Source organism: Luteimonas salinilitoris, from assembly GCF_041300785.1.
In the GTDB taxonomy this organism is placed as follows: domain Bacteria; phylum Pseudomonadota; class Gammaproteobacteria; order Xanthomonadales; family Xanthomonadaceae; genus Luteimonas; species Luteimonas salinilitoris.
The window spans coordinates 1-20409 of the sequence record NZ_JBFWIB010000018.1; the positions used below are offsets into that span (position 1 = coordinate 1).

At 71.7% G+C, this 20409-nt stretch carries 16 protein-coding genes; 4 read left to right on the plus strand and 12 right to left on the minus strand.

All coding sequences use genetic code 11. The features are described from left to right. Window positions 1–277 precede the first annotated feature (277 nt). Window positions 278–442 carry a 50S ribosomal protein L33 gene (gene rpmG / locus AB5T46_RS18185; RefSeq protein WP_149195320.1) on the minus strand — a complete coding sequence of 55 codons (165 nt, stop codon included), beginning with the start codon at window positions 440–442 and terminating at the stop codon, window positions 278–280. 13 nt (window positions 443–455) lie between these two features. Next, on the minus strand, window positions 456–692 hold the full coding sequence (rpmB, locus tag AB5T46_RS18190; protein WP_370565498.1) for a 50S ribosomal protein L28: 237 nt from the start codon (window positions 690–692) through the stop codon (window positions 456–458). A 523-nt stretch (window positions 693–1215) separates the two neighbouring features. Here rpmB and AB5T46_RS18195 point away from each other — a divergent pair. Continuing rightward, the gene (locus AB5T46_RS18195) at window positions 1216–1617 is read left to right on the plus strand and encodes a GFA family protein (protein WP_370565499.1); all 402 of its coding nucleotides are present in this window, start codon (window positions 1216–1218) and stop codon (window positions 1615–1617) included. A 156-nt stretch (window positions 1618–1773) separates the two neighbouring features. Here AB5T46_RS18195 and AB5T46_RS18200 read toward each other — a convergent pair whose 3' ends face one another. From AB5T46_RS18200 to AB5T46_RS18225, 6 genes are all read right to left on the minus strand, one after another. Continuing rightward, window positions 1774–3573, minus strand: coding sequence for a DUF885 domain-containing protein (locus tag AB5T46_RS18200; RefSeq protein ID WP_370565500.1), 1800 nt, complete (start codon window positions 3571–3573; stop codon window positions 1774–1776). Between the two features lie 389 nt (window positions 3574–3962). After that, window positions 3963–4928, minus strand: coding sequence for an NAD-dependent epimerase/dehydratase family protein (locus tag AB5T46_RS18205; protein ID WP_370565501.1), 966 nt, complete (start codon window positions 4926–4928; stop codon window positions 3963–3965). A 198-nt stretch (window positions 4929–5126) separates the two neighbouring features. Further along, on the minus strand, window positions 5127–6047 hold the full coding sequence (locus tag AB5T46_RS18210; RefSeq protein ID WP_370565502.1) for a ParB/RepB/Spo0J family partition protein: 921 nt from the start codon (window positions 6045–6047) through the stop codon (window positions 5127–5129). Further along, window positions 6044–6832 carry a ParA family protein gene (locus tag AB5T46_RS18215; RefSeq protein WP_370565503.1) on the minus strand — a complete coding sequence of 263 codons (789 nt, stop codon included), beginning with the start codon at window positions 6830–6832 and terminating at the stop codon, window positions 6044–6046. The genes AB5T46_RS18210 and AB5T46_RS18215 overlap by 4 nt, the downstream gene beginning before the upstream one ends. A 107-nt stretch (window positions 6833–6939) precedes the next feature. Beyond that, window positions 6940–7581 (minus strand): 16S rRNA (guanine(527)-N(7))-methyltransferase RsmG, encoded by a 642-nt coding sequence (rsmG, locus tag AB5T46_RS18220; protein WP_370565504.1) that lies wholly within the window; start codon window positions 7579–7581, stop codon window positions 6940–6942. 265 nt (window positions 7582–7846) lie between these two features. Next, window positions 7847–8434 carry a 4'-phosphopantetheinyl transferase family protein gene (locus AB5T46_RS18225; protein ID WP_370565505.1) on the minus strand — a complete coding sequence of 196 codons (588 nt, stop codon included), beginning with the start codon at window positions 8432–8434 and terminating at the stop codon, window positions 7847–7849. A 115-nt stretch (window positions 8435–8549) separates the two neighbouring features. On the opposite strand from AB5T46_RS18225, the gene AB5T46_RS18230 reads away from it, so the two are divergent. Both AB5T46_RS18230 and AB5T46_RS18235 read left to right on the plus strand, forming a co-directional pair. Next, window positions 8550–9944, plus strand: coding sequence for an AMP-binding protein (locus tag AB5T46_RS18230; protein WP_370565506.1), 1395 nt, complete (start codon window positions 8550–8552; stop codon window positions 9942–9944). 163 nt (window positions 9945–10107) lie between these two features. Beyond that, window positions 10108–10374, plus strand: coding sequence for a GlsB/YeaQ/YmgE family stress response membrane protein (locus AB5T46_RS18235; RefSeq protein WP_370565507.1), 267 nt, complete (start codon window positions 10108–10110; stop codon window positions 10372–10374). Between the two features lie 156 nt (window positions 10375–10530). On the opposite strand, the gene serA is transcribed toward AB5T46_RS18235, so the two are convergent. Further along, window positions 10531–11772, minus strand: coding sequence for a phosphoglycerate dehydrogenase (gene serA / locus AB5T46_RS18240; RefSeq protein ID WP_370565508.1), 1242 nt, complete (start codon window positions 11770–11772; stop codon window positions 10531–10533). A gap of 240 nt (window positions 11773–12012) precedes the next feature. Here serA and AB5T46_RS18245 point away from each other — a divergent pair, with 240 nt between their 5' ends. After that, entirely contained in the window at window positions 12013–13398 is a 1386-nt protein-coding gene (locus tag AB5T46_RS18245) for an FAD-binding oxidoreductase (RefSeq protein ID WP_370565509.1), read from the plus strand. Window positions 13399–13603: 205 nt separating this feature from the next. On the opposite strand, the gene AB5T46_RS18250 is transcribed toward AB5T46_RS18245, so the two are convergent. The 3 genes from AB5T46_RS18250 to AB5T46_RS18260 all read right to left on the minus strand — a co-directional run bounded on the left by AB5T46_RS18250 (window position 13604) and on the right by AB5T46_RS18260 (window position 20378). Continuing rightward, window positions 13604–15487, minus strand: coding sequence for a S8 family peptidase (locus AB5T46_RS18250; RefSeq protein WP_370565510.1), 1884 nt, complete (start codon window positions 15485–15487; stop codon window positions 13604–13606). 100 nt (window positions 15488–15587) lie between these two features. Then, window positions 15588–17855 carry a YadA-like family protein gene (locus AB5T46_RS18255; protein ID WP_370565511.1) on the minus strand — a complete coding sequence of 756 codons (2268 nt, stop codon included), beginning with the start codon at window positions 17853–17855 and terminating at the stop codon, window positions 15588–15590. Window positions 17856–17984: 129 nt separating this feature from the next. Next, window positions 17985–20378: a winged helix-turn-helix domain-containing protein gene (locus tag AB5T46_RS18260; RefSeq protein ID WP_370565512.1), complete on the minus strand. Its 2394-nt coding sequence runs from the start codon at window positions 20376–20378 to the stop codon at window positions 17985–17987. Window positions 20379–20409 lie beyond the last annotated feature (31 nt).

The window sequence follows — 20409 nt, forward strand, 5'->3', positions numbered from 1 at the left end:
CCCCCTCCCCCCCCCCCCCCCCCCCCCCCCCCCCCCCCCCCCCCCCCCCCCCCCCCCCCCCCCCCCCCCCCGACTCCGTGTCCCGTCCGTCGCCGGCATGGCGCCGTGGTCCGGCTGTGCTCCAGCAGGGACAAAAAAAGCCCGCCTTGCGGCGGGCTTTTCTGGGTCCCGTCCTTCGCCGGGATAACGTTCCGGCAAAGCGGTAAGGCACTGGATCCCGGCTTGCGCCGGGATGACGTAGCGGCAAAGGCGTTCGCGTTGCGAACGCGCCGCTACGTCACTTGATCTTGCCTTCCTTGTACGACACGTGCTTGCGGACGACGGGATCGTACTTCTTGATCTCCATCTTGCCCGGGGTGTTCTTCTTGTTCTTGTCGGTGGTGTAGAAGTGGCCGGTACCGGCCGAGGAGATCAGGCGGATCTTGTCGCGCTTGGAAGCCATGGGTCAGTCCTCCTCAGATCTTTTCGCCGCGTGCGCGGAGGTCGGCGAGGACGGAATCGATCCCGTTCTTGTCGATGATGCGCAGGGCCTTGGTGGAAACGCGCAGCTTCACCCAGCGGTTCTCGCTGGCAACCCAGAACCGGCGCTCGTGCAGGTTCGGGAGGAAACGGCGGCGGGTTCGGTTCATGGCATGCGAGACGTTGTTGCCGGTCGTCGTTCGCTTGCCGGTCACTTGGCATACTCGGGACATACGCACCTCGTAACTTGGAAAGTCTGGCCATGGATGGCCAGGCTTCTGCGGAGGGATCCGCACATGGTGCCCCCCTTGGCCAGGGAAGCGTCGGCCCCCGGGTGTCGCCACCGCGGCGCGATACGGGTCTGGATTCGCGGCGCGGACCGGCCGGAGATCGCGCTTCCGGGCGGTTTCCGGGCCCCGCGACAGGCGGGCCGGACACGGCGAGCCGAGCATTATGTCGGGATTTCCCTTGTGCCGCAAGCACTTGGGCGCGCGATCGGGAAGGTGTCGTCGGGCATGCGGCTGGGGCCGTCCGCCGCCGTAGGAGCGCGCCATGCGCGCGATGCCGCGGGCGTCTCCGTCTCCGTCATCGGCGATCCTGCCGCGGGCCGGAAGGCGCGCCGGTGGACGGAATCGCATGGCGGCGCAATGCCCGCGGCATCGCGCGCATGGCGCGCTCCTACGGCGGTGCCCGTTGCACCTGCCCGGCACGGGGGAATCGGCGATACGCTGGCGGCCCCACCCAGGAGACGTCCCGATGGCCCGAACCGCGACCTGCCGCTGCGGCCGGCTGCAGCTCATCTGCCAGGGCGAGCCCGTGCGCGTGTCGGTCTGCCACTGCCTGGCGTGCCAGCGCCGCACCGGCAGCGCCTTCGGGGTGCAGGCGCGCTTCCCGCGCGAGCGGGTCGCGTTCGGCGAGGGGCCGGTTTCGGAATACGCCCGCACCGCCGACAGCGGCAATCGCGTCACCTACCGCATCTGCCCCGATTGCGGCAGCACGCTCTGGTACACGCTGGAGGACGCGCCGGACCTGATCGCGGTGCCGGTCGGCGCCTTCGCCGATCCCGGGTTCCCGGCGCCATGGGTCTCGGTCTACGAGACGCGGCGCCATCCATGGCTGGCGTTCGCCGAGGAAGCCGGCGTCGAACACATCGATTGAGAGCGAATCGGCGGCTTTGCGGGTGCCGCTCCCATCCGGTCAGCGGGAGGGATTTCGGCCCGACTCCAGGCCGAAGCCGGACCGAGGCTTCCGCAAGGAGCCGAAGTCCGTTCCGTCGTCTTCGACCGGCCGCGTTCCGGTACCGTGACTGCGCGCTCAGGGCGCCTGCGTCTCGTCGTCCACGGCCGGCGCCGCCTTGCTCTCGGCGATGAAGGCGCGGATCTGCGATTCCAGCAGCGGGATCGGCACCGCGCCCTGCGCCAGCACCGCGTCGTGGAAGGCCTTGATGTCGAACTTCGGCCCCAGTTCGCGCTCCGCCTCCTCGCGCAGGCGCACGATCGCGATCTCGCCGAGCTTGTAGGACAGCGCCTGCGCCGGCCAGGAGATGTAGCGGTCGACCTCGGTGGTCACCTCGTGCTCGGACAGGGCGGTGTTGTCGCGCAGGTAGGCCAGCGCCTGCTCGCGGGTCCAGCCCTTGTGGTGCACGCCGGTGTCGATCACCAGGCGCGCGGCGCGCCACATCTCGTAGGTCAGGCGGCCGAACTCCTCGTAGGGCGTCTCGTAGATCCCCATCTCCTGGCCGAGCTTCTCGGTGTACAGCGCCCAGCCTTCGCCATAGGCGGAGATGTACTCGCCGCGGAATCCGGGCCAGTCGTCCTCGCGCTCGGCCACCAGGGCGCCCTGCATCGAATGGCCGGGCGAGGACTCGTGCAGGGTCAGCGCCGGCAGGTTGTACAGCGGCCGCGACGGCAGGTCGTAGGTGTTCAGCCAATAGGTGCCGACGCCGCCGCGGCCGGCGGTCCAGTACGGGGCGATGTCGTCCGGCACCGGGACGATCGTGAAGCGCCCGCGCGGCAGGGTACCGATGAACTTGCCGACCTCGCCGTCGACGCGCTTGGCGATCCAGGCGGCGCGGTGCAGCAGCTCTTCCGGCGTCTTCGCATAGAACTGCGGATCGGTGCGCAGGAACCGGAGGAAGGCTCCGAAGTCGCTGTCGAAGCCGGTGCGCTCGATCACCGTGTCCATCTCCGCGCGAATGCGGGCGACTTCTTCCAGGCCGATCGCGTGGATCTCCTCCGGCGACAGGTCCAGCGTGGTGTATTCGCGGATCTGCTGGCGGTAGAACTCTTCGCCGCCGGGCATCTCCTCGGCGGCCAGGGTGGTGCGCGCCTGCGGCACGTATTCCTCGCGGAAGAAGGTCAGCAGGGTCGCGAACGCCGGGATCACCGCCTCGCGGATTGCGGCGCGGCCTTCGGCGCGCAGCGTTTCCTGTTCCGCGGCGGGGATCGACGCCGGCATGCGCTTGTAGGGCGTCCAGAAGTTCGCCTGTTCCGGATCCTCGAGTTCCGCGACCGCGGCGATCGACACGTCGCGGCCGTCGAGCACTGCGTGCGGCACGCTGAAGCCGCGGGCAAGGCCGGCGCGCATGTTGGCGATGTGCTGGTCGAAGTAGCGCGGGACGTCGCGCAGGCGCGCGGCATAGGCGCGGTAGTCGTCGGCGTTCCCGAACGGCCGGCGGGTCATGAAGCCGAGGTTGGCCCAGAACGAGCTGTCGGAGTTGAACGGCATCTCGTAGGCGCGCACGCGGATGCTGGCGGCGAGGTTCTCGATCTGCGGGCGGTACACCGCCAGGTTGACGCGGTTCTCGGGCGAGAGCTGGGCCGGATCGATCGCGTCGAGCTGGCGCAGCACGTCCTCCCAGACCTGCAGTCGGCGCGCCTGGGCCTCGGCGCCGACGTCGGTCAGGCGCCGGTCGGCGGCTGCGACGGTGTCCTCGTCGTCGTGGCTGAACTCGGCCTCGCGCCAGCCCCACTCCTTCTCGTGGATCGCCTGGAACGCGGCGTCGGCGTCCGTGGGCTGCGCCCAGGCGGCGGGCGCGAGGAAAAGGAATGCGAGCAGCAAGGCGGACAGGGTGCGTTTCACGTGTTCGGATCCGTCGGCGGTACAAGCCGGCATCATCGCATCCGGGCGAACCCGGTGCGTGGGCCGGAAGTCGCAGGCGCGGAGAGCAAGATGGTTGGTAGCCGATAGCCGTCGATGGCCGCCGATAGCCGGACAGTGTCCGCCGTCATCCCAGCGCAAGCTGGACTGCGCAGGCCGGAGGCCGGAGCGAACATTCGCGTCAGCGAATGGCCCGAAGAGCCTCCCCCGTACTCGATACGGGGGCGAACGCAGCGAGTCATCCATTTGCTCCTGCTCTCGCCTTTCGAAAAGCAAAGATCAAAGTGGATCCCAGCTTGCGCTGGGATGACGAGCGGACGATAGCTTTTCCCGATTCCCGATTCCCGATTCCCGATTCCCGATTCCCGATTCCCGATTCCCGATTCCCGATTCCCGATTCCCGATCAGGCGCGATCGCCGAAATACTCGCGGCACCAGTCCACCACCGGCGGCAGTCCGGTGGCGATCGGCGTCGACGGCTCGAAACCGAAGGCGGCGTGCGCGCGGCGGGTGTCGGCCATGGTCTCGACCATGTCGCCGGGCTGCATCTCGCGATAGACCTTCTGCGCATCGCGGCCGACGGCGCGTTCGATCACCGCGATGAAATCCTCCAGCTCCACCGGCGTGTGGTTGCCGAGGTTGAACACCCGGTGCGGCGGCGTTTCCTCCGGCGGATGATCGAAGCCGCCGAGCACGCCGGCGACGATGTCGTCGATGTGGGTGAAGTCGCGGCGCATGCGGCCGTGGTTGAAGACCTCGATCGCGCGCCCGGCCAGCACCGCACGGCTGAAGATCAGCGGCGCCATGTCCGGCCGGCCCCACGGGCCGTACACGGTGAAGAAGCGCAGACCGGTCGCGCGCAGGCCGTACAGCTGCGCATAGGTATGGGCCATCAGTTCGTTGGCGACCTTGGTCGCGGCGTACAGCGAGCGCGGTTGATCGACGCGCTGGTCCTCGGAGAACGGCGGCGCGGCCGAGTCGCCATAGACCGAGGACGAGCTCGCGTACACCAGGTGCTCGACGCCGCGGTGCCGGCACAGCTCCAGCAGGTTGACGAAGCCGACCAGGTTGCTGTCGACGTAGGCGTGCGGATTCTGCAGCGAATAACGCACGCCGGCCTGCGCCGCCAAATGGATCACCCGGGCCGGTGCGATCTCGTCGAACAGCGCGGCCAGGCCGTCGCGGTCGCACAGGTCGAGCCGGCGGATGTCGGCGTCGGCGCACAGCGCGGCGACGCGGTCGCGCTTGAGCTGCGGGTCGTAGTAGTCGTTGTAGCTGTCGAGCCCGACGACGGCTTCGCCGCGTGCGGCGAGCGCGCGCAGTACGTAGGCGCCGATGAAACCGGCCGCGCCGGTGACGAGAGTGGGCATGGGAAGTGGGCGGTCGGTGGCGGACGGATGGCGGCGGCAGCGGGGATGGTAACCGTGGAAGCGACGACGACCGTGACTGGTTCTTCACCGGCAGTCGCGACCGGCGCTTCCGGCCGATGCAAAAACTGGATCCCAGCTTGCGCTGGGATGACGGTGCTGCGGGTTTCCCGAGTCCGGCTTCGAATCCCTGGTCCGGAGTCAGCCGCGCTTGCCGCGCAGGCGCTCCAGCAGGCCGTCCAGCGTGTCGAGATCGCTGTAGTGGATCACCAGCCGGCCCTTGTTGCCGCGGCCATGGGCGATGCTGACCTTGGCGCCGAGGGTCTCGGCCAGTTCGTTCTCCAGCGCGGCGATGTCGGCCTGCTGCGGTTTCGGCTTGCTGCCGGCCTTCTTGCGCGCCGGGATGCGACCCTCGGCGAACTGCTGCGCGCGATGCTCGACCTCACGCACCGACCAGCCGTGTTCCGCGGCCTCGGCCGCCAGCTTGCCGGCCAGTTCCGGCGACAGCGTCAGCAGCGCGCGCGCGTGGCCCATCTCCAGCCGCCGCGCCTCCAGCAATGCGCGGATCGCCGGCGGCAACTCCAGCAGCCGCAGCAGGTTGGAGACCGCCGCGCGCGAGCGTCCGACCGCTTCGGCCGCCTGCGCGTGGGTCAGCATGAATTCCTCGATCAGCCGTTGTAGCGCCTGCGCTTCCTCCAGCGGATTGAGATCCTCGCGCTGGATGTTTTCGATCAGCGCCATCGCCACCACGGTGCGGTCGTCGACCTCGCGCACCACCACCGGCACTTCGGCCAGTCCGGCGCGCTGCGAGGCGCGCCAGCGACGCTCGCCGGCGATGATCTCGAAGCGGCGGCCGCCGAGGTCGCGCACCACGATCGGCTGGATCACCCCCTGCGCCCGGATCGACTCGGCCAACTCATCGAGCTTGCCCTCGTCCATGGTACGGCGCGGCTGGAACTTGCCCGGCGTCAGCGCGTCGACCGGCAGCGAATGCAGCGTGTCGGCCGAGGTGGCCTCCAGCGCCGGCGCGGTTTCCGCCGCCTTGGGGCCGAGCAGGGCCTCCAGCCCGCGCCCGAGGCCGCGCTTCTTGGCCGGGGCGGTCTTCTGTTTCGCAGCGGTCATGCCGCCTTCTCCTTGAGATCGCGTTCGCGCTGGCGCCGCACCACCTCGCCGGCAAGGCCGAGATAGGCGATCGCCCCACGCGAGCCGCGGTCGTAGCCGACGATGCTCTGGCCGTGGCTGGGCGCCTCGGCCAGGCGCACGTTGCGCGGCACGATGGTGCGGAACACCTTGTCGCCGAAATGCCCGACCAGTTCGTTGGACACCGCGTTGGTGAGGTTGTTGCGCACGTCGTACATGGTACGCAGCACGCCTTCGATCTCCAGTGCCGGGTTGAGCCGGCCCTTGAGCGCGTCGATGGTCTGCAGCAGCGCGGTGATGCCCTCCAGCGCGTAGTACTCGCACTGCATCGGCACCAGCACCGAATCGGCGGCGGTCAGCGCATTGAGCGTGAGCAGCGACAGCGCCGGCGGGCAGTCGATGATGATGAAGTCGTAGTTCGCGCGCAGCGGGTCGAGCGCGCGCTTGAGCCGCTGCTCGCGCCCCTCCTCGTCCATCAGCTCGATCTCGGCGGCGGTGAGGTCGGCATTGGCCGGCAGCAGGTCGAAGCCTTCCTCGGTGCGCACGATCGCGGCATCGGCATGCTGTTCCTCGAGCAGCACGTCGCAGGTCGAGGCCGACAGCTCGCGCTTGTCGACGCCGCTGCCCATGGTGGCGTTGCCCTGCGCGTCGAGATCGACCAGCAGCACCCGCCGCGGCGTGCCGGCCAGCGCGGCGGCCAGGTTGACCGCGGTGGTCGTCTTTCCGACGCCGCCTTTCTGGTTGGCGATGGCGATGATGCGGGCCATGGGCTCCGGGACCTCGAGATGCGGGATGCCGGCCGCGAACCGGGGCCGGACCGGGGATTATGCAGGAGAGCCGGCACCAGGACAGGCCGACGGTCGCCGGCGGCCGGTCACGGCGACCGCCGCACCACCGCGAGATGGCGTTCGGCCTCCAGCCCCGGCACCGCCAGCCGATGCAGCGCCTCCAGGCGCCAGCCGGGCGGCAGGGCGGCGATCTCGGCGTCCGGCCGCGCGCCCTTCATCGCCAGCAGGCGACCGTCCGGCGCCAGCAGGTGGCCGCCGACGGCAAGGATCTCGGGCAGCGTCGCCAAGGCGCGGGCGGTGATCGCATCGAAGGCGCCGGGCGCGTCGACCGCCTCCGCGCGCGACTCCAGCGCGCGTGCGTTGTCCAGGTGCAGCGTACGCACCGCCTCGCGCAGGAAGCGCGCCTTCTTGCCGTTGGATTCGACCAGCGTCACCTGCAGCGCCGGATGCGCGATCGCCAGCGGGATGCCGGGCAGCCCCGGCCCGGTGCCGAGGTCGGCGAGGGTGCCGGTGGCGGCGACGTACGGATGCATCGCCAACGAATCGAGCAGGTGCCGCACCACCATCTGCCCGGGATCGCGGATCGCGGTGAGATTGTAGGCGCGGTTCCAGCGCAGCAGCAGGTCGAGATAGGCCAGCAGCGGGGTCGAAAGCGCCCGGTCGAGGCCGAGCGTGTCGAGGCCGAAGGACAGGGTGTCGTGCAGTTGTGGGGAAAAGGTGTCCGGCATCCCGCCATTGTAGGAGCGCGCAATGCCGGCGGTCGCGGCCGGCGAATTCAGAAGTCAGGCCCCGTAGAGCGGAGCTTGCTCCGCTGCTGCCGGCTCCGGAGCCCGCGTAGCCGAGCAAGCTCGGCTCTACAGGTCTCGGCTCCGGAGCCCGCGTAGCCGAGCAAGCTCGGCTCTACGGGTCTCGGCTCCGGAGCCTGCGTAGCCGAGCAAGCTCGGCTCTACGGGTCCCCGGCTCCGGAGCCCGCGCAGCGGAGCAAGCTCCGCTCTACGGGGTGCGCCAGGCCAGGGTGGCGAGGTAGCCGGGCGCGGGCACGAACCCGTGCAGCGTCCAGTCGGCGGGCGCGCCGAGCGCCGGGTCGCAGGCCAGCAGCGCGAGGGCGCCGTCGCGCTCGCCGAATTCCAGACGGTGCAGGCCGAAGGCGATGCCGCGACCGTAGGCCTTGAGCACCGCTTCCTTCGCGCACCACAGGCGCACGAAGGCGGCCTCCAGCCGTGCCGGCGCCAGCGCGGCCAGCCGATCCGCCTCGGCGGCGGTGAAATAACGCCGCGCCAGCTCCAGCGCGCGCGGCCGCGGCCGCAGCCATTCCAGGTCGCAGCCCAGGCGCACGTCCTCGCCCAGCGCCATCAGCAGGCCCTCGCCGCTGTGGCTCCAGCTCACGTCGCGGGACTGCGGCGGCGCGCCGAACTGTGGGCGCCCGTGGGCGCTGCGCTGCAGGACCAGCGCCTCGGGCGCCAGGCCCAGCGTGTCCTCGAGCCAGGCACGGACCTGCGGTTCGGCCGCGTCGCCGCGCCGGTAGGGCCGCCAGGCGCAGCGCACGCGTTCGAGCCGCAGTTGGCCGGGAGACAGGGACATGAAAGCCGTTTGACCGGATCGTGGGGCCGCAGCGTAAGCTATCGGAAGGGGAAGCGGCGAACGTCGCGAAGGCACAGCAGGAGGATGTGGCGCAGCGCGCCATGCAGCTCATCGGATGTCCGCAGTCATCGTCAGCCAGCCATCGCCGTCCGCCCATCCCGGCCCTCGCCGTCCGCTCGCCGTGGGCGATCCCGCCCGGATCCTGGCGATCGCCGGCGACCAGCGGATCACGCTCGGCACGTTCTTCGCCCAGGTGCGCGGCCTGGCCGCATGCCTGCCCGACGCCGCCTGCGCGGTGAACCTGTGCGAGGACCGCTACCAGTTCCTGGTGGCGTTCTGCGCAGTCGCCGTGCGCGGACAGACGACACTGCTGCCGCCTTCGCGCACCCGCGCCGCGATCGACGAGGTGCGCGTGCAGCATCCCGACAGCTATTGCCTCGGCGACTGCGCGCCCTGCGGCTGCGAAGCGCCGTCGCTGTCGCCGCTGCCGCACTTCGTGCACATGCCCGATCCGTTGCCGCTCGCCGACGGGCCGCCGCCGACGGTCGACGACGCGGTGCTGGCGGCGATCGGCTTCACCTCCGGCAGCACCGGCGGGCCGCTGCCCAACCGCAAGCGCTGGAACGGATTCCGCGCCGGCACCGCGCAGAACCTCGCCGCGCTCGCCGGCCTGTGGCCGCAGGATGCGGGCGCGGAGATCGTCGCCACCGTGCCGCCGCAGCACATGTACGGCATGGAGATGTCGGTGCTGTTCCCGCTGCTGGCCGCCGCCGCGGTGCATGCGGCGCGTCCGTTCTTTCCCGGCGATATCGCCGCCGCGTTACGCCAGACGCAGGCGCCGCGCCTGCTGGTGACCACGCCTGTCCATCTGCGCGCGCTGCTGGAATCGACCGTCGCGCTGCCGCCGCTGGCGGGCATCGTCAGCGCCACCGCGCCGCTGCCGCAGGCGCTGGCCGTCGCCGCCGAGGCACGCTTCGGTTGCGAGGTGCGGGAGGTGTTCGGTTCCACCGAGACCTGCATCATCGCCCGCCGCCGCACCGCCCACGAGCAGGCCTGGACGCCGCTGCCGGGCGTGCGCCTGCATCCGCAGCCGGACGGGACCCAGGTCGAGGGCGAACATCTCGATGCGCCGGTGGTGCTGTCGGACCTGGTCGAGCTGCAGGCGGACGGGCGCTTCCTGCTGTGCGGCCGGCGCTCCGACCTGCTCGAGATCGCCGGCAAGCGCGCCTCGCTCGGCGACCTGACCCGCCGGCTGCTGGCGATTCCCGGCGTCGAGGACGGCGTGATGCTGCAGCTGGACGAGTGCGATGCCGCCGGCGTGCGGCGCATCGCCGCGCTGGTGGTGGCGCCGGACCTGGACGAGGCGGCGATCCAGGCGGCGCTGCGCCGCAGCGTCGATCCGGTATTCCTGCCGCGGCGGCTGCGCCGCGTCGCCGTACTACCGCGCAACGAGACCGGCAAGCTGCCGCGCGCGGCGTTGCTGCGTCTGTTGCAGGGCGGCATGCAATAGCGACGCACCTGAGGTATCAATGGCTTACAGGCGGGCAGCGCCCCATGCCCGCGCCGGGTTTCCGCTGACGTAGCCATCACGTACGGCTGTTCAGACTGACTCCCGCCCCCACACACAGGGGAGGCGTCTTACATCCCTTTCGTTACGCTAAGGAGTCCGGAGCATGGGCATTATCATCTGGTTGATCGTGGGCGGTATCGTCGGCTGGCTCGCCAGTTTGATCATGAAGACCGATGCGCAGCAGGGCATCATCCTCAACGTGGTGGTCGGCATCGTGGGCGCCTTCATCGGCGGTTGGCTGATCGGTCCGTTGCTCGGCGCGCCCTCGATCAACGAAGGCATCTCGATCATGAGCGTCGTCGTCTCGCTGATCGGCGCGGTCATCCTGCTGGCGATCGTCAACCTGTTCCGCCGCGGCCGCGTGCGCTGAAAGTCGCACCCAAGGTTCCGTGGTGACCAAAGGCCCGGCATCGCCGGGCCTTTGTTTTGGGGGCCGGGATTGGGGATTCAGGATTGGGGATTCGCAAAAAGCGACGATGCCATGCCCGTTACGAATCCCGAAATCCCGAATCCCCAATCCCGGCTCTCAATACAGTACCCGCGTGCGCAGCGTGCCCGGGATCGCGGCCAGGGCGCTCTTCAGGTCCTCCGCCTGCCTTTCGGATGCGGTGACGTCGATCACCACGTAGCCGACGTTGCTGTCGGTGCGCAGGTACTGGCCGTCGATGTTGATGCCGTGTTCGCGGAACAGGTCGTTGGCCTGCGACAGCACGCCCGGCACGTTGCGGTGGATGTGCAGGATGCGGCGGCTGCCTTCGTGCCCGGGCAGCGCGACCTCGGGGAAGTTCACCGCCGACAGGGTCGAGCCGTTGTCGCTGTAGCGGATCAGCTTGGCCGCGACCTCGAGGCCGATGTTGTCCTGCGCTTCCAGGGTGCTGCCGCCGACGTGCGGGGTGAGGATCACGTTGTCGAGACCGCGCAGCGGCGATTCGAACGCCTCGTCCTTGCCCTTGGGCTCGACCGGGAACACGTCGACCGCGGCGCCGCCGAGGCGGCCCTCGCGCAGCGCCGCGGCCAGCGCGTCGATGTCGACCACGCTGCCGCGCGAGGCGTTGAGCAGGTGCGCGCCGGGCTTCATCGCCGCGATCTCGGCGGCGCCGAACATGCCTTGCGTGGCGGTGGTTTCCGGCACGTGCAGCGAGACCACGTCGCTGTGCGCGAGCAGGTCGTGCAGGCCGGCGGCGGCGTGGGCGTTGCCCAGCGACAGCTTGGCCTCGATGTCGTGGAACAGCACCTGCATGCCCAGCGACTCGGCGAGCACGCCGACCTGGGTGCCGATGTGGCCGTAGCCGACGATGCCCAGGGTCTTGCCGCGCACCTCGTGGCTGCCGGCGGCGGATTTCGACCAGCCGCCGCGATGGCATTCGGCGTTCCTGCGCGGGATCCCGCGCATCAGCAGGATCGCCTCGGCGATCACCAGCTCGGCGACGCTGCGGGTGTTGGAGTACGGCGCGTTGAACACCGGGATGCCGGCCAGTTCCGCGGCCTCCAGGTCGACCTGGTTGGTGCCGATGCAGAAGCAGCCGACCGCGATCAGCCGCCGCGCCTCGGCCAGCACCTCGGCGCTCAACTGGGTGCGCGAGCGGATGCCGACCAGGTGCGCCCCGGCGACGGCGCGCTTGAGCGCCGCTTCGGGCAGCGACTTGTCGTGCAGTTCGATCTGCGAATAGCCGGCGGCCTGGAAGGCGTCGACGGCGGTCTGGCTGATCCCTTCCAGCAGCAGCACGCGGATGTCCTGCTTGGGGTAGGAGGTCCTGGGGGGCGTCATTGCGGTGGTCGGGCGGCGGGAACGGGGATCGTGCACTATGCTTGGCGTGTCGCTGCACCGCAACAACGTGCCGCGCGCGGCCTCGGCGTTCCTCCGGCCGTCATGCCCGCGCAGGCGGGCATCCATGGACGTTCCGCGCAACGGCGCCGATGTCGCCTCCGCGAGTACGACGGAACGGATCGGGAGTCCACGCAGTCGGCAAGCGTCCCCGCCATTTCCTCCTCAACACGACCGCCCCCGATGAACGATCCGCGTCTCGATGCCCTGCGCCAGGCCGTCCCCGGCCTGCACCTGAAGACCGATCCCGCCGACCTCGAGCACTACGGCCGCGACTGGACCCGGCGCTGGACGCCGGCGCCGCTGGCGATCGCGCTGCCCGGCAGCAGCGACGAGGTGCAGGCGATCGTGCGCTGGGCCAACGCGCAGCGCGTCGCACTGGTGCCGTCCGGCGGCCGCACCGGCCTGTCCGGCGGCGCGGTCGCGGCGCACGGCGAGCTGGTGGTCGGCCTGGAGCGGATGAACCGGGTGCTGGCCTTCGATGCGGTCGACCGCACCCTGACCGTGCAGCCGGGGATCGCGCTGCAGGCGGTGCACGAGGCCGCGGCCGCGCAGGGCCTGCTCTACCCGGTCGACTTCGGCGCCCGCGGTTCCTGCTCGATCGGCGGCAACGTCGCCACCAACGCCGGCGGCATCCGCGTGATCCGCTACGGCAACACCCGCGAATGGATCGCCGGCCTGAAGCTGGTCACCGGCGGCGGCGAGCTGCTCGACCTCAACCGCGGCCTGGTCAAGAACTCCAGTGGCTACGACCTGCGGCACCTGGCGATCGGCGCCGAGGGCACGCTCGGCATCGTCGTCGAGGCGACGCTGAAATTGACCGATCCGCCGCCGCCGGCGCAGACCATGCTGCTGGCGCTGCCCTCGTTCGAGGTGCTGATGCGGGTGTTCGCCGAGTTCCGCGCGCGGCTGCGGCTGCAGGCGTTCGAGTTCCTCACCGACCGCGGCCTGCGGCACGTGCTCGCGCACGGCGCCGGCAATCCCTTCGACGACGTGCATCCGTACTACGTCGTCGCCGAGTTCGATGCCGCCGACGAGGCGCAGCAGGCCGCGGGCCTGGCCGCGTTCGAGGCGTGCATGGAGCAGGGCTGGATCCTCGACGGCGCCATCGCCCAGAGCCAGGCGCAGGCGCAGCAGCTGTGGCGCCTGCGCGAGGGCATCACCGAGGCGGTGGCGCGCTACCGGCCGTACAAGAACGACGTCGCGGTGCGGATTTCCGCCATGCCCGCCTTCCTCGCCGAGGCGCAGGCGTTGCTGGGCGAGGCGTATCCGCGGTTCGAGGTGGTCTGGTTCGGCCACATCGGCGACGGCAACCTGCACATCAACGTGCTGCAGCCCGACGATGTCGCCGACGAGGCGTTCATGGCGCAGTGCGGCCGCGTCACCGAACTGCTGGCCGACCTGCTGCGGCGCCACGGCGGCAGCATTTCCGCCGAGCACGGGATCGGCCTGGTGAAGAAGCCCTATCTCGACAGCACCCGCAGCACGGCGGAGATCGCGGTCATGCGCGGCATCCGCGGCGTGCTCGATCCGAACGGCGTGATGAATCCGGGCAAGCTGTTCGATTGAACGATTCCTTCTCAGTAGAGCGCGACGCGCGAGCGGTTCTCCGCTGCGGGGAGGTAGGGCCCGTCGCTAAGGGCGGTGCAAACAGCCGGCCGGGCCTATTGCGATGGATCGATATCTTGCCCTTGGAGGTGCCGGCTATTCATTGGCGGCACCCGTGGCGACGGCCCGCTTCTCACCGCAGCGGAAATGAGTGCCTGGCGCGACGTTACTGCACTACCGCCAGCACCGAGACGCCGCGGTACGGCACGCCGCTGCGCAGGCGCAGGAACCAGGTGCCGGCGGCCGGTGCGGCGATGGTCGCCGACTCGCTGTTGCCCGCGTGCCGGGAGGCGCGGTCGTAGTCCTTGTCGGTCGGGACGCGCTCGCGGGCGACGAACAGGTCGACGTCGCCGACGCCACCGTAGCTGCGCAGGGTCAGGCTGCGCGCGCCGGCCGGCACCGTCACCTTGAACAGCAGGTCCTCGGCCGCCTCGCCGCTGCCGCCGGTGACCGGGACGCGATCGGTCAGCGGCAGCGCCAGATCGCTCTCGTCGAAGCCCTCGGCGGCGGCGGCGGTGGCGCTCGCGGCGTCGACGATGCCGGTGCCGATGGGGCGGTTGGCCGGCGGCGCGAAGCCGAACGGCCTGGTGGTGCCCTTGAGCACGGCTTTGACCTGGGCCGGAGTCAGCGGCGGATGCCCGGCCGCGACCGCGGCGCTCTGCATCAGCGCCACCGTGGCGGCCACGTGCGGCGCGGACATCGAGGTGCCCGCCTGGCCGATCAGCACATCGCCTTCGGGACTGGCCACGGGCATGGTCTGGCCACTGTTGCCGGTCGACCAGATCCAGCCGGTGTCGTCGGGCTGCGCGCCGCCGCCGGGCGCCGCCAGGCTGACGTTGTGGCCGAAGTTGCTGTAGTAGGCGATCGCGCCGTTGACGTCGGTGGCGGCCACGGTGATCACGCCGGCGCAGCTGGCCGGACTGTGGTTGGCGGCGTCCTGCCCCGAGTTGCCGGCGGCCACCACCACGCTCACGCCGCGGCCCAGGGCATCGTCGATCGCCGCCTGCGTGGCCGGATCGGCCGAACAGGCGTTGTTGGAACCCAGGCTGAGGTTGAGCACCTCGGCCGGCGTGGCATTGGCGGGCACGCCGTCGACCTGGCCGCCCGAGGCCCAGACGATGGCGTCGACGATGTCCGAGGTCAGCCCGCCGCAGTGCCCCATCACCCGCACCGGCTGCACCCGCGCACCGTGCGCCAGGCCGGCGATACCGCGTCCGTTGTTCGTCACCGCCGACACCGTGCCGGCGACGTGGCTGCCGTGCCAGGAGCTGGGGCTGATCGCGCCGCACCAGGCGATCATGCTCTGGTCGGTCCAGTCGCCGGGATCGCGGGCGTCGGCGTCGCGGCCGTCGCCGTCGCCGGCGATGTCGGGATAGGTTTCGCCGCCGATCTGCTGGCCGTACCAGCTGATGAAGTCGTAGCCCGGCACCAGGTTGGCGGACAGGTCGACGTGCTCGACGTAGCCGGTGTCGATCACCGCCACCACCACGCCCTCGCCGCTGGACACGTCCCAGGCCTGCGGTGCGTTCACGCCGCCGACCGGATGGTGCAGGTCCCACTGCAGATCGGCGTAGCGGGGATCGTCGGGCACCGTGTCCAGCGCGGTCTTGAGATAGTCCGGTTGCGCGTAGGCCACCTCGGGATCGAGGCGCAGGCGCGCCAGGAAGCGTTCGGCCTCGACGGCGTCCAGCGACCGGGAGCTGGCCACCACGTCGCCGCCCAACGCGTTGCGGCGGACGTGCCGCAACCGCAGGGCGGCCGTGCCCGCGGCGGCAAGTCCCACGTCCGCGGCGGCGGTGTTGATCCTGCCCAGGGCCGCGGTCGGCGCGGGCGCACCGCGCCCGGCATCGCGATACTGGACGATGAAGCGGCTGAAACGGGCCCGCTGCGGCGGCCGCTGCCGCGGCGGCGGCGCGATCTTGACGGTCGCGCCCAGGGCGCGCGGCGAAGCCTGTGCGCGGTCGACGGCCGGGCGGTCGCCGCCGAAGGCGGACGCGGCGGCGGCAGCGCCGAGCGCCAACCCGGCAAACGTGCGGAGAAGCATGTGCATGGCAATCCTCATCGTGGGTCGGCGGTTCCGGCGGTGTCGGAACCGCATGGTTCGGAAGACGACGTCCGCGGCATTCGCCGCGGACGCGGGACGGATGGCGCTACAGGTCGAAGCCGATGCCGATGCCGGCCGAACTCTCGTCGCTGGTGAAGGCGCCGCCCAGGCTGAACGAGGCGCGGTCGCCGATGGCCTTGGAATAGCCCACCGACAGCGCGCTCTCGCCGCCCTGCCAGCCGGCGCCCACCGCGATGCGTCCGCGCGGACTGCGGCTGTTGGCGGCGTTGATCGACATGCTCATCATCGCCGTGCTCATCGCCCCGATCTTGTCGATCCGCCGGTCCTGCTGGTCCAGGCGCCTGCCGACGTTCTGCTCCAGGCGCAGGAAGTCGTCGTTGAGCGCCGTGAAGCGCTGGTCGGTGTAGGCCTTGGCCGATGACAGGGTGCGCGTGGACGCGGTGTCCGCGTAGTCGCGCGCCGAGTCCAGGGCGGCGGCGTCGCCGGCGTCCATCTGCCGCTTGTTGACGGCGTCGGACGCGGCCGTGCCGTCGGCGACGTTGCGCACGCGCGTGCCGCCTTCGCCTTCCAGCGTCAGCGCGGACTTGCCGTCGTCGTCGTAGGCGATGCCGCCGCTGCCGCCGGGTCCCGGCGGGCCTTCCGGTCCCTGCGGTCCGGGAGGTCCCGGCGGTCCGGACGGCCCGGGCACGGGCTCGATGCCGTCGATGGCGGTCTGCAGGCTGCTCAGGCGGCTGTCGATCGCGGTGAAGGCGGAGCCGATGTCGGTGTAGTTCTGCCCCTGGATGCCGTAGGTGGGCAGGCTCAGCACGCCGTCGACGAGCGTGGCACCGCCGCCCAGCACCGGCGCGAACTGGCCGAGCTGGGCCACGTTGACCGCGTCGTGGCCCTGGGTGCCGGCGGCGACGTTGACGATCTGGCGCTGCACCGCGGCGTGCATGGTGCCGTCGGAGGCGCGCCATTCGGCAGCGGCGCCCACCGAGACCACATTGTCGCGATCGGCATGCGAACCGGCGCCGAGCGCCACGCTGTTCTCGGTGAAGGCGGCGGCGTACTCGCCGATCGCCAGGCTGCGGTCGGCCCAGGCCTGGGCGTGGTGGCCCATGGCCACGGCATTGACCGCGTCGGCCGGCTGGGTGATGCCGTCGCCGAGCGGCCCGACGGCCAGCGGGCCGTCCTCCTCCGGCGGGCAGATCCAGCAGGGGCCGGGTTCCTCGTCCGGCGGCTCCTTGGGCAGATAGCCGCCGGTCTCGGCGTACTCGCCGATGGCGACGCTGCCGCTGCCGCGCGAGAAGGCCTGGAAGCCGGTGGCGATGGAAAAATCGCCGTAGGCGCGCGAGCCGCCGCCCAGGGCGGTCGCTATATAGCCCGTGGCCTCGCTACCCGGGCCGATCGCGGTCGACAGCAGTCCCTCGGCCCTGGCCACGCTGCCGACGGCGGTGCTGTCCTGGCTGGCGTAGCTGCCCTGGCCGAACGCGGTGGCGCCATAGCCATCCGCTGTGGCGCCGGCGCCGACCGCCGTGCTGCTCTCGCCTTCGGCACGCGACGCCACGCCCATCGCGGTCGCGCCCAGCCCGTCCGCGTAGCTCCAGGCGCCGAGGGCCATCGAGAATCCGCCGACCGCCTGCGCCCGCAGGCCCATCGCGATCGAAATGGGGCCGGAGGCCTCGGCGCCGGCGCCGAGCGCGAGCGCGGCCAGGCCGTCGGCGCTGGCGCCGGGGCCGACCGCGGTCGCGTTCTCGCCGTTGGCCGAGGTCACCATCTCGATCATCGGTGCCGAGCCGGCGTTGTATTCGGGTAGCACCGCGTAGCCGCCGATGGCCAGCGCCGAGGTGCCGCCGCTGCTGGTGCCGTAGCCGATCGCGGTGCTGAAGTCGCCGATGGCGGTGGACAGGTGCCCCAGCGCAAGCGATTCGGCGCCCAGGGCCAGGCTGCCGGCGCCGATGGCGGTGGCGTAATCGCCCAGCGCCAGCGCGTCGTCGCCGCCGTCGGGATCGCCGTTGACCTGGAAGTAGCGCTCGGCGGCCTCGACGCTTTCGATGCCGGGCCCCTCGTCGTCCGCGAGGGTGGCCGTGGCGGCGGCGGCATCGCCTTCGCCGGTCTCGTCGCCGCCGTCGGGCGTTGCGACGGTGTCCTCGGTGGCGGCCGTCACGGCGGTGGGGTCGGAATCGGGCACGGCGGTCGTCTGCGCCCAGGCGGATGCCGCGAAGGCCAGCGGCAGGGCGGCGCATAGGGCCAGGACCAGGGGATTGCGGCGCACTGCCGGGAAGGCAGCGGAACCGGGATGCCGCGGCGGTCGGGCGGGCGTGGCGGCGATACCGGCGCCCGCCGGCAGGGCCGAGAAGATCGACTTCATCGTGCTTGTGTCTCCGCGTTCGAGGGGTCGCGGCGAGCCGGTGCCGGTTCGTCCGCAAACGCGCCGACGGATGCCGGCGTGCCGGCATCCATCGCATGCCGCCCGGGGGGCGGCATTCCATTCCCATGACTATTTCATTGCGTCCGCGGAAAGCGCATCCGGATCAATCGCTTGCGCGGGCTCCGCGGCGGGCGGCAACAGCAGGAACGGCGCCACCGTACGTTCCCCGGCCAGCCGCCGGACGGCGCGCAGCGCGTCCTGCCACGCCTCGCGCTGGCCCGTCGCGTGATGCACGCGCAGCTGCAGCAGGGCCGCGTCGAAGTCGTGCGCCGCCCAGGGCGCCACGCGGCCGGCCAGTTCGGCGGCCTCGGACAGGCGGCCTTGCTCGATCAGCCAGGGGACGTAGTCGTCCGCGACTTCGACCAGGTCGCGCGGCGCGCCGGCGCGATCGGCCTCGGCCAGGGCCTGTCGGTAGGCCTGGTGCGCCATGGCTTCCTCGCCGCCGCGCTGCAGCGCGATCGCCCGAATCAGGTAGTCGGGCAGGGACGGTTCCGCGCCGGCTACGGCCTGCCCGGGCGCCAGCCCGGGCAGCTCGGCGGCCAGGGCCGCCTGTTCGCGCCGCAGCAGCATCCAGCCGCGGATCGGTTCGGCCGCGGGCGTCCATTCCGCGAGCGCCGCGTCCGCCAGCCGTACCGCGGCGGCGGCGCGTCCGGCCTGCAGCGCCAGCTCGACCCGCAGCAGCGCGGCCTGGTCGCGCAGGAAATCGGTGGGGCGGCTGTCGGCCGCTGGCGCCGCCAGCAGGCGGCCGGCCTCGCGCAGGCGGCCCAGGCGCAGCAGCGCCTGGGCGCGGGTGAGGTCGACCATGGCCCGCTGCGCGACATCGCCGATCCGCGGGCGCATCGCCAAAGCCCGCTCGCTGGCCTGCGCGGCCTGGGCGTTCTGCAGCAGCTGCAGGTGGGTGTCGACCACCATCGAGCGCGTGCTCGCCAGCTCGTTGATCGCGCCCAGCGACTCGAACGCGCGCGCGGCCGCGACGAAGTGCGCCAGCGCCTGGTGCGGATGGTCGCGGCGGCGTTCCAGGTGGCCGAGGTTGGCGTCGATGCGGGCCGCGCCGACCGCATCGCCGATGCGCATGAGCAGGATCCGCGCGCGGCCGAGGTCGGCCAGGGCGCCGTCGAAGTCGCCCAGGATCAGGCGGGTGATGCCGCGCCCGTTGAGCGCCTTGCCGGCCTCGGCCGGATGCCGCTGCGGATCGAGCAGGGCCACGGCGGCCTCGAAGTCGCGCCGCGCCTGGTCGTGGCGGTCCAGGCGGATGCGGTTGGCGCCGCGTGCGTTGAGCAGGTTGCCGCGGAACAGCGGGTCGTCGCTGCCGGCCTGCGCCAGCAGTGCGTCCAGTTCGGCCAGCGAGCGCTCGTAGAGGCCGGCATGAAAATCCACCTGCGCCAGCCGGTAGCGGAGTTGCGGCGCCTGCCGTTGCAGTTCCGGCGCCGTGCGCAGGATCGCGCGCGCGGCGTCCAGCTCGTTGGCGAGGGTGGCGGCCTGCGCCCGCAGCAGGCGCTCGTGCAGGCCGGGTGGCGGATCCTCCTCGCCGTCGTCGGGCGGCGTCCTCCCCAGCGCCGCCAGCAGCCGGTCGCAGGCGGTCCGGGCGGCGCGGATGAGGTCCGCGTGCCCGGCGCGGCCGCGCTGGGTGATGCCGTCGCCGGCGGTCGCCGCCAGCTCCACCCGCCAGCGCCCGTCGCGGTAGATGGCATGGCTGTCGACCAGCAACCCGGCGCCGGCGCGCCGGCGCAGGTCCGCCGCGGCGCCGGGCCCGGTGTTCCCGGCCATGCGCAGCGTGGTCTCGCTGGGCGGGACCGGCAGGCCGGTGCGGCGCAGGCGGTCGGCCAGGTAGTCCATCAGGCCCATCCGCGCCCACTGCATGCCGTCGGGGCCGTCGATCCGGCTGGGCAGCACCAGGACCGTCGCGCGCTGCGGAAGGTCCGCGGTCGTCGATGCCGGGGTCGCGACGGGTGCCGCGGGCGCGCGCAGCAACGGACGCATGGCCAGGGTGGCCAGGACGGCCACGGCGGGCACCAGCAACAGTGCCGCCAGCCGGGCGCGACGGCCGCGCGTCGCGCCTGGCGGCGGATGCGGCCGGAGAGCGGCCGATCGGGTAGCCGCCGGCGTATCAGGGATCTCCGGAGCGGATCCGGCGTTGCCGGGTGCGTCGGCGAGCGTCTCGGTCCCGCCGATCCAGCGGAACCCGTACCGCGGCACGGTGCGGATGCGCCGCTGGTCGTGGCCGTCGTCGCCCACGGCACGCCGCGCGCGCAGCACGATCTGGCCCAGCTGCGCGTCGGAGACGTCCGGACGTCCGAACACCGCGGCCACCAGCTCGTCGCGGCCGACGTCGCGGTCGCGATGCGCGAGTAGGCAGGCCAGGCAGTCGAAGGCGCGCCGCGACAGCCGCACCGGCGCGCCGGCGCGGACGAGCTCGCGCTTGGCGGCATCGAGAACGAAATCGTCGAATCGGTACGCGGTCATGGCGGCAGGGCGCGACGTCGCGGTCGCGCCG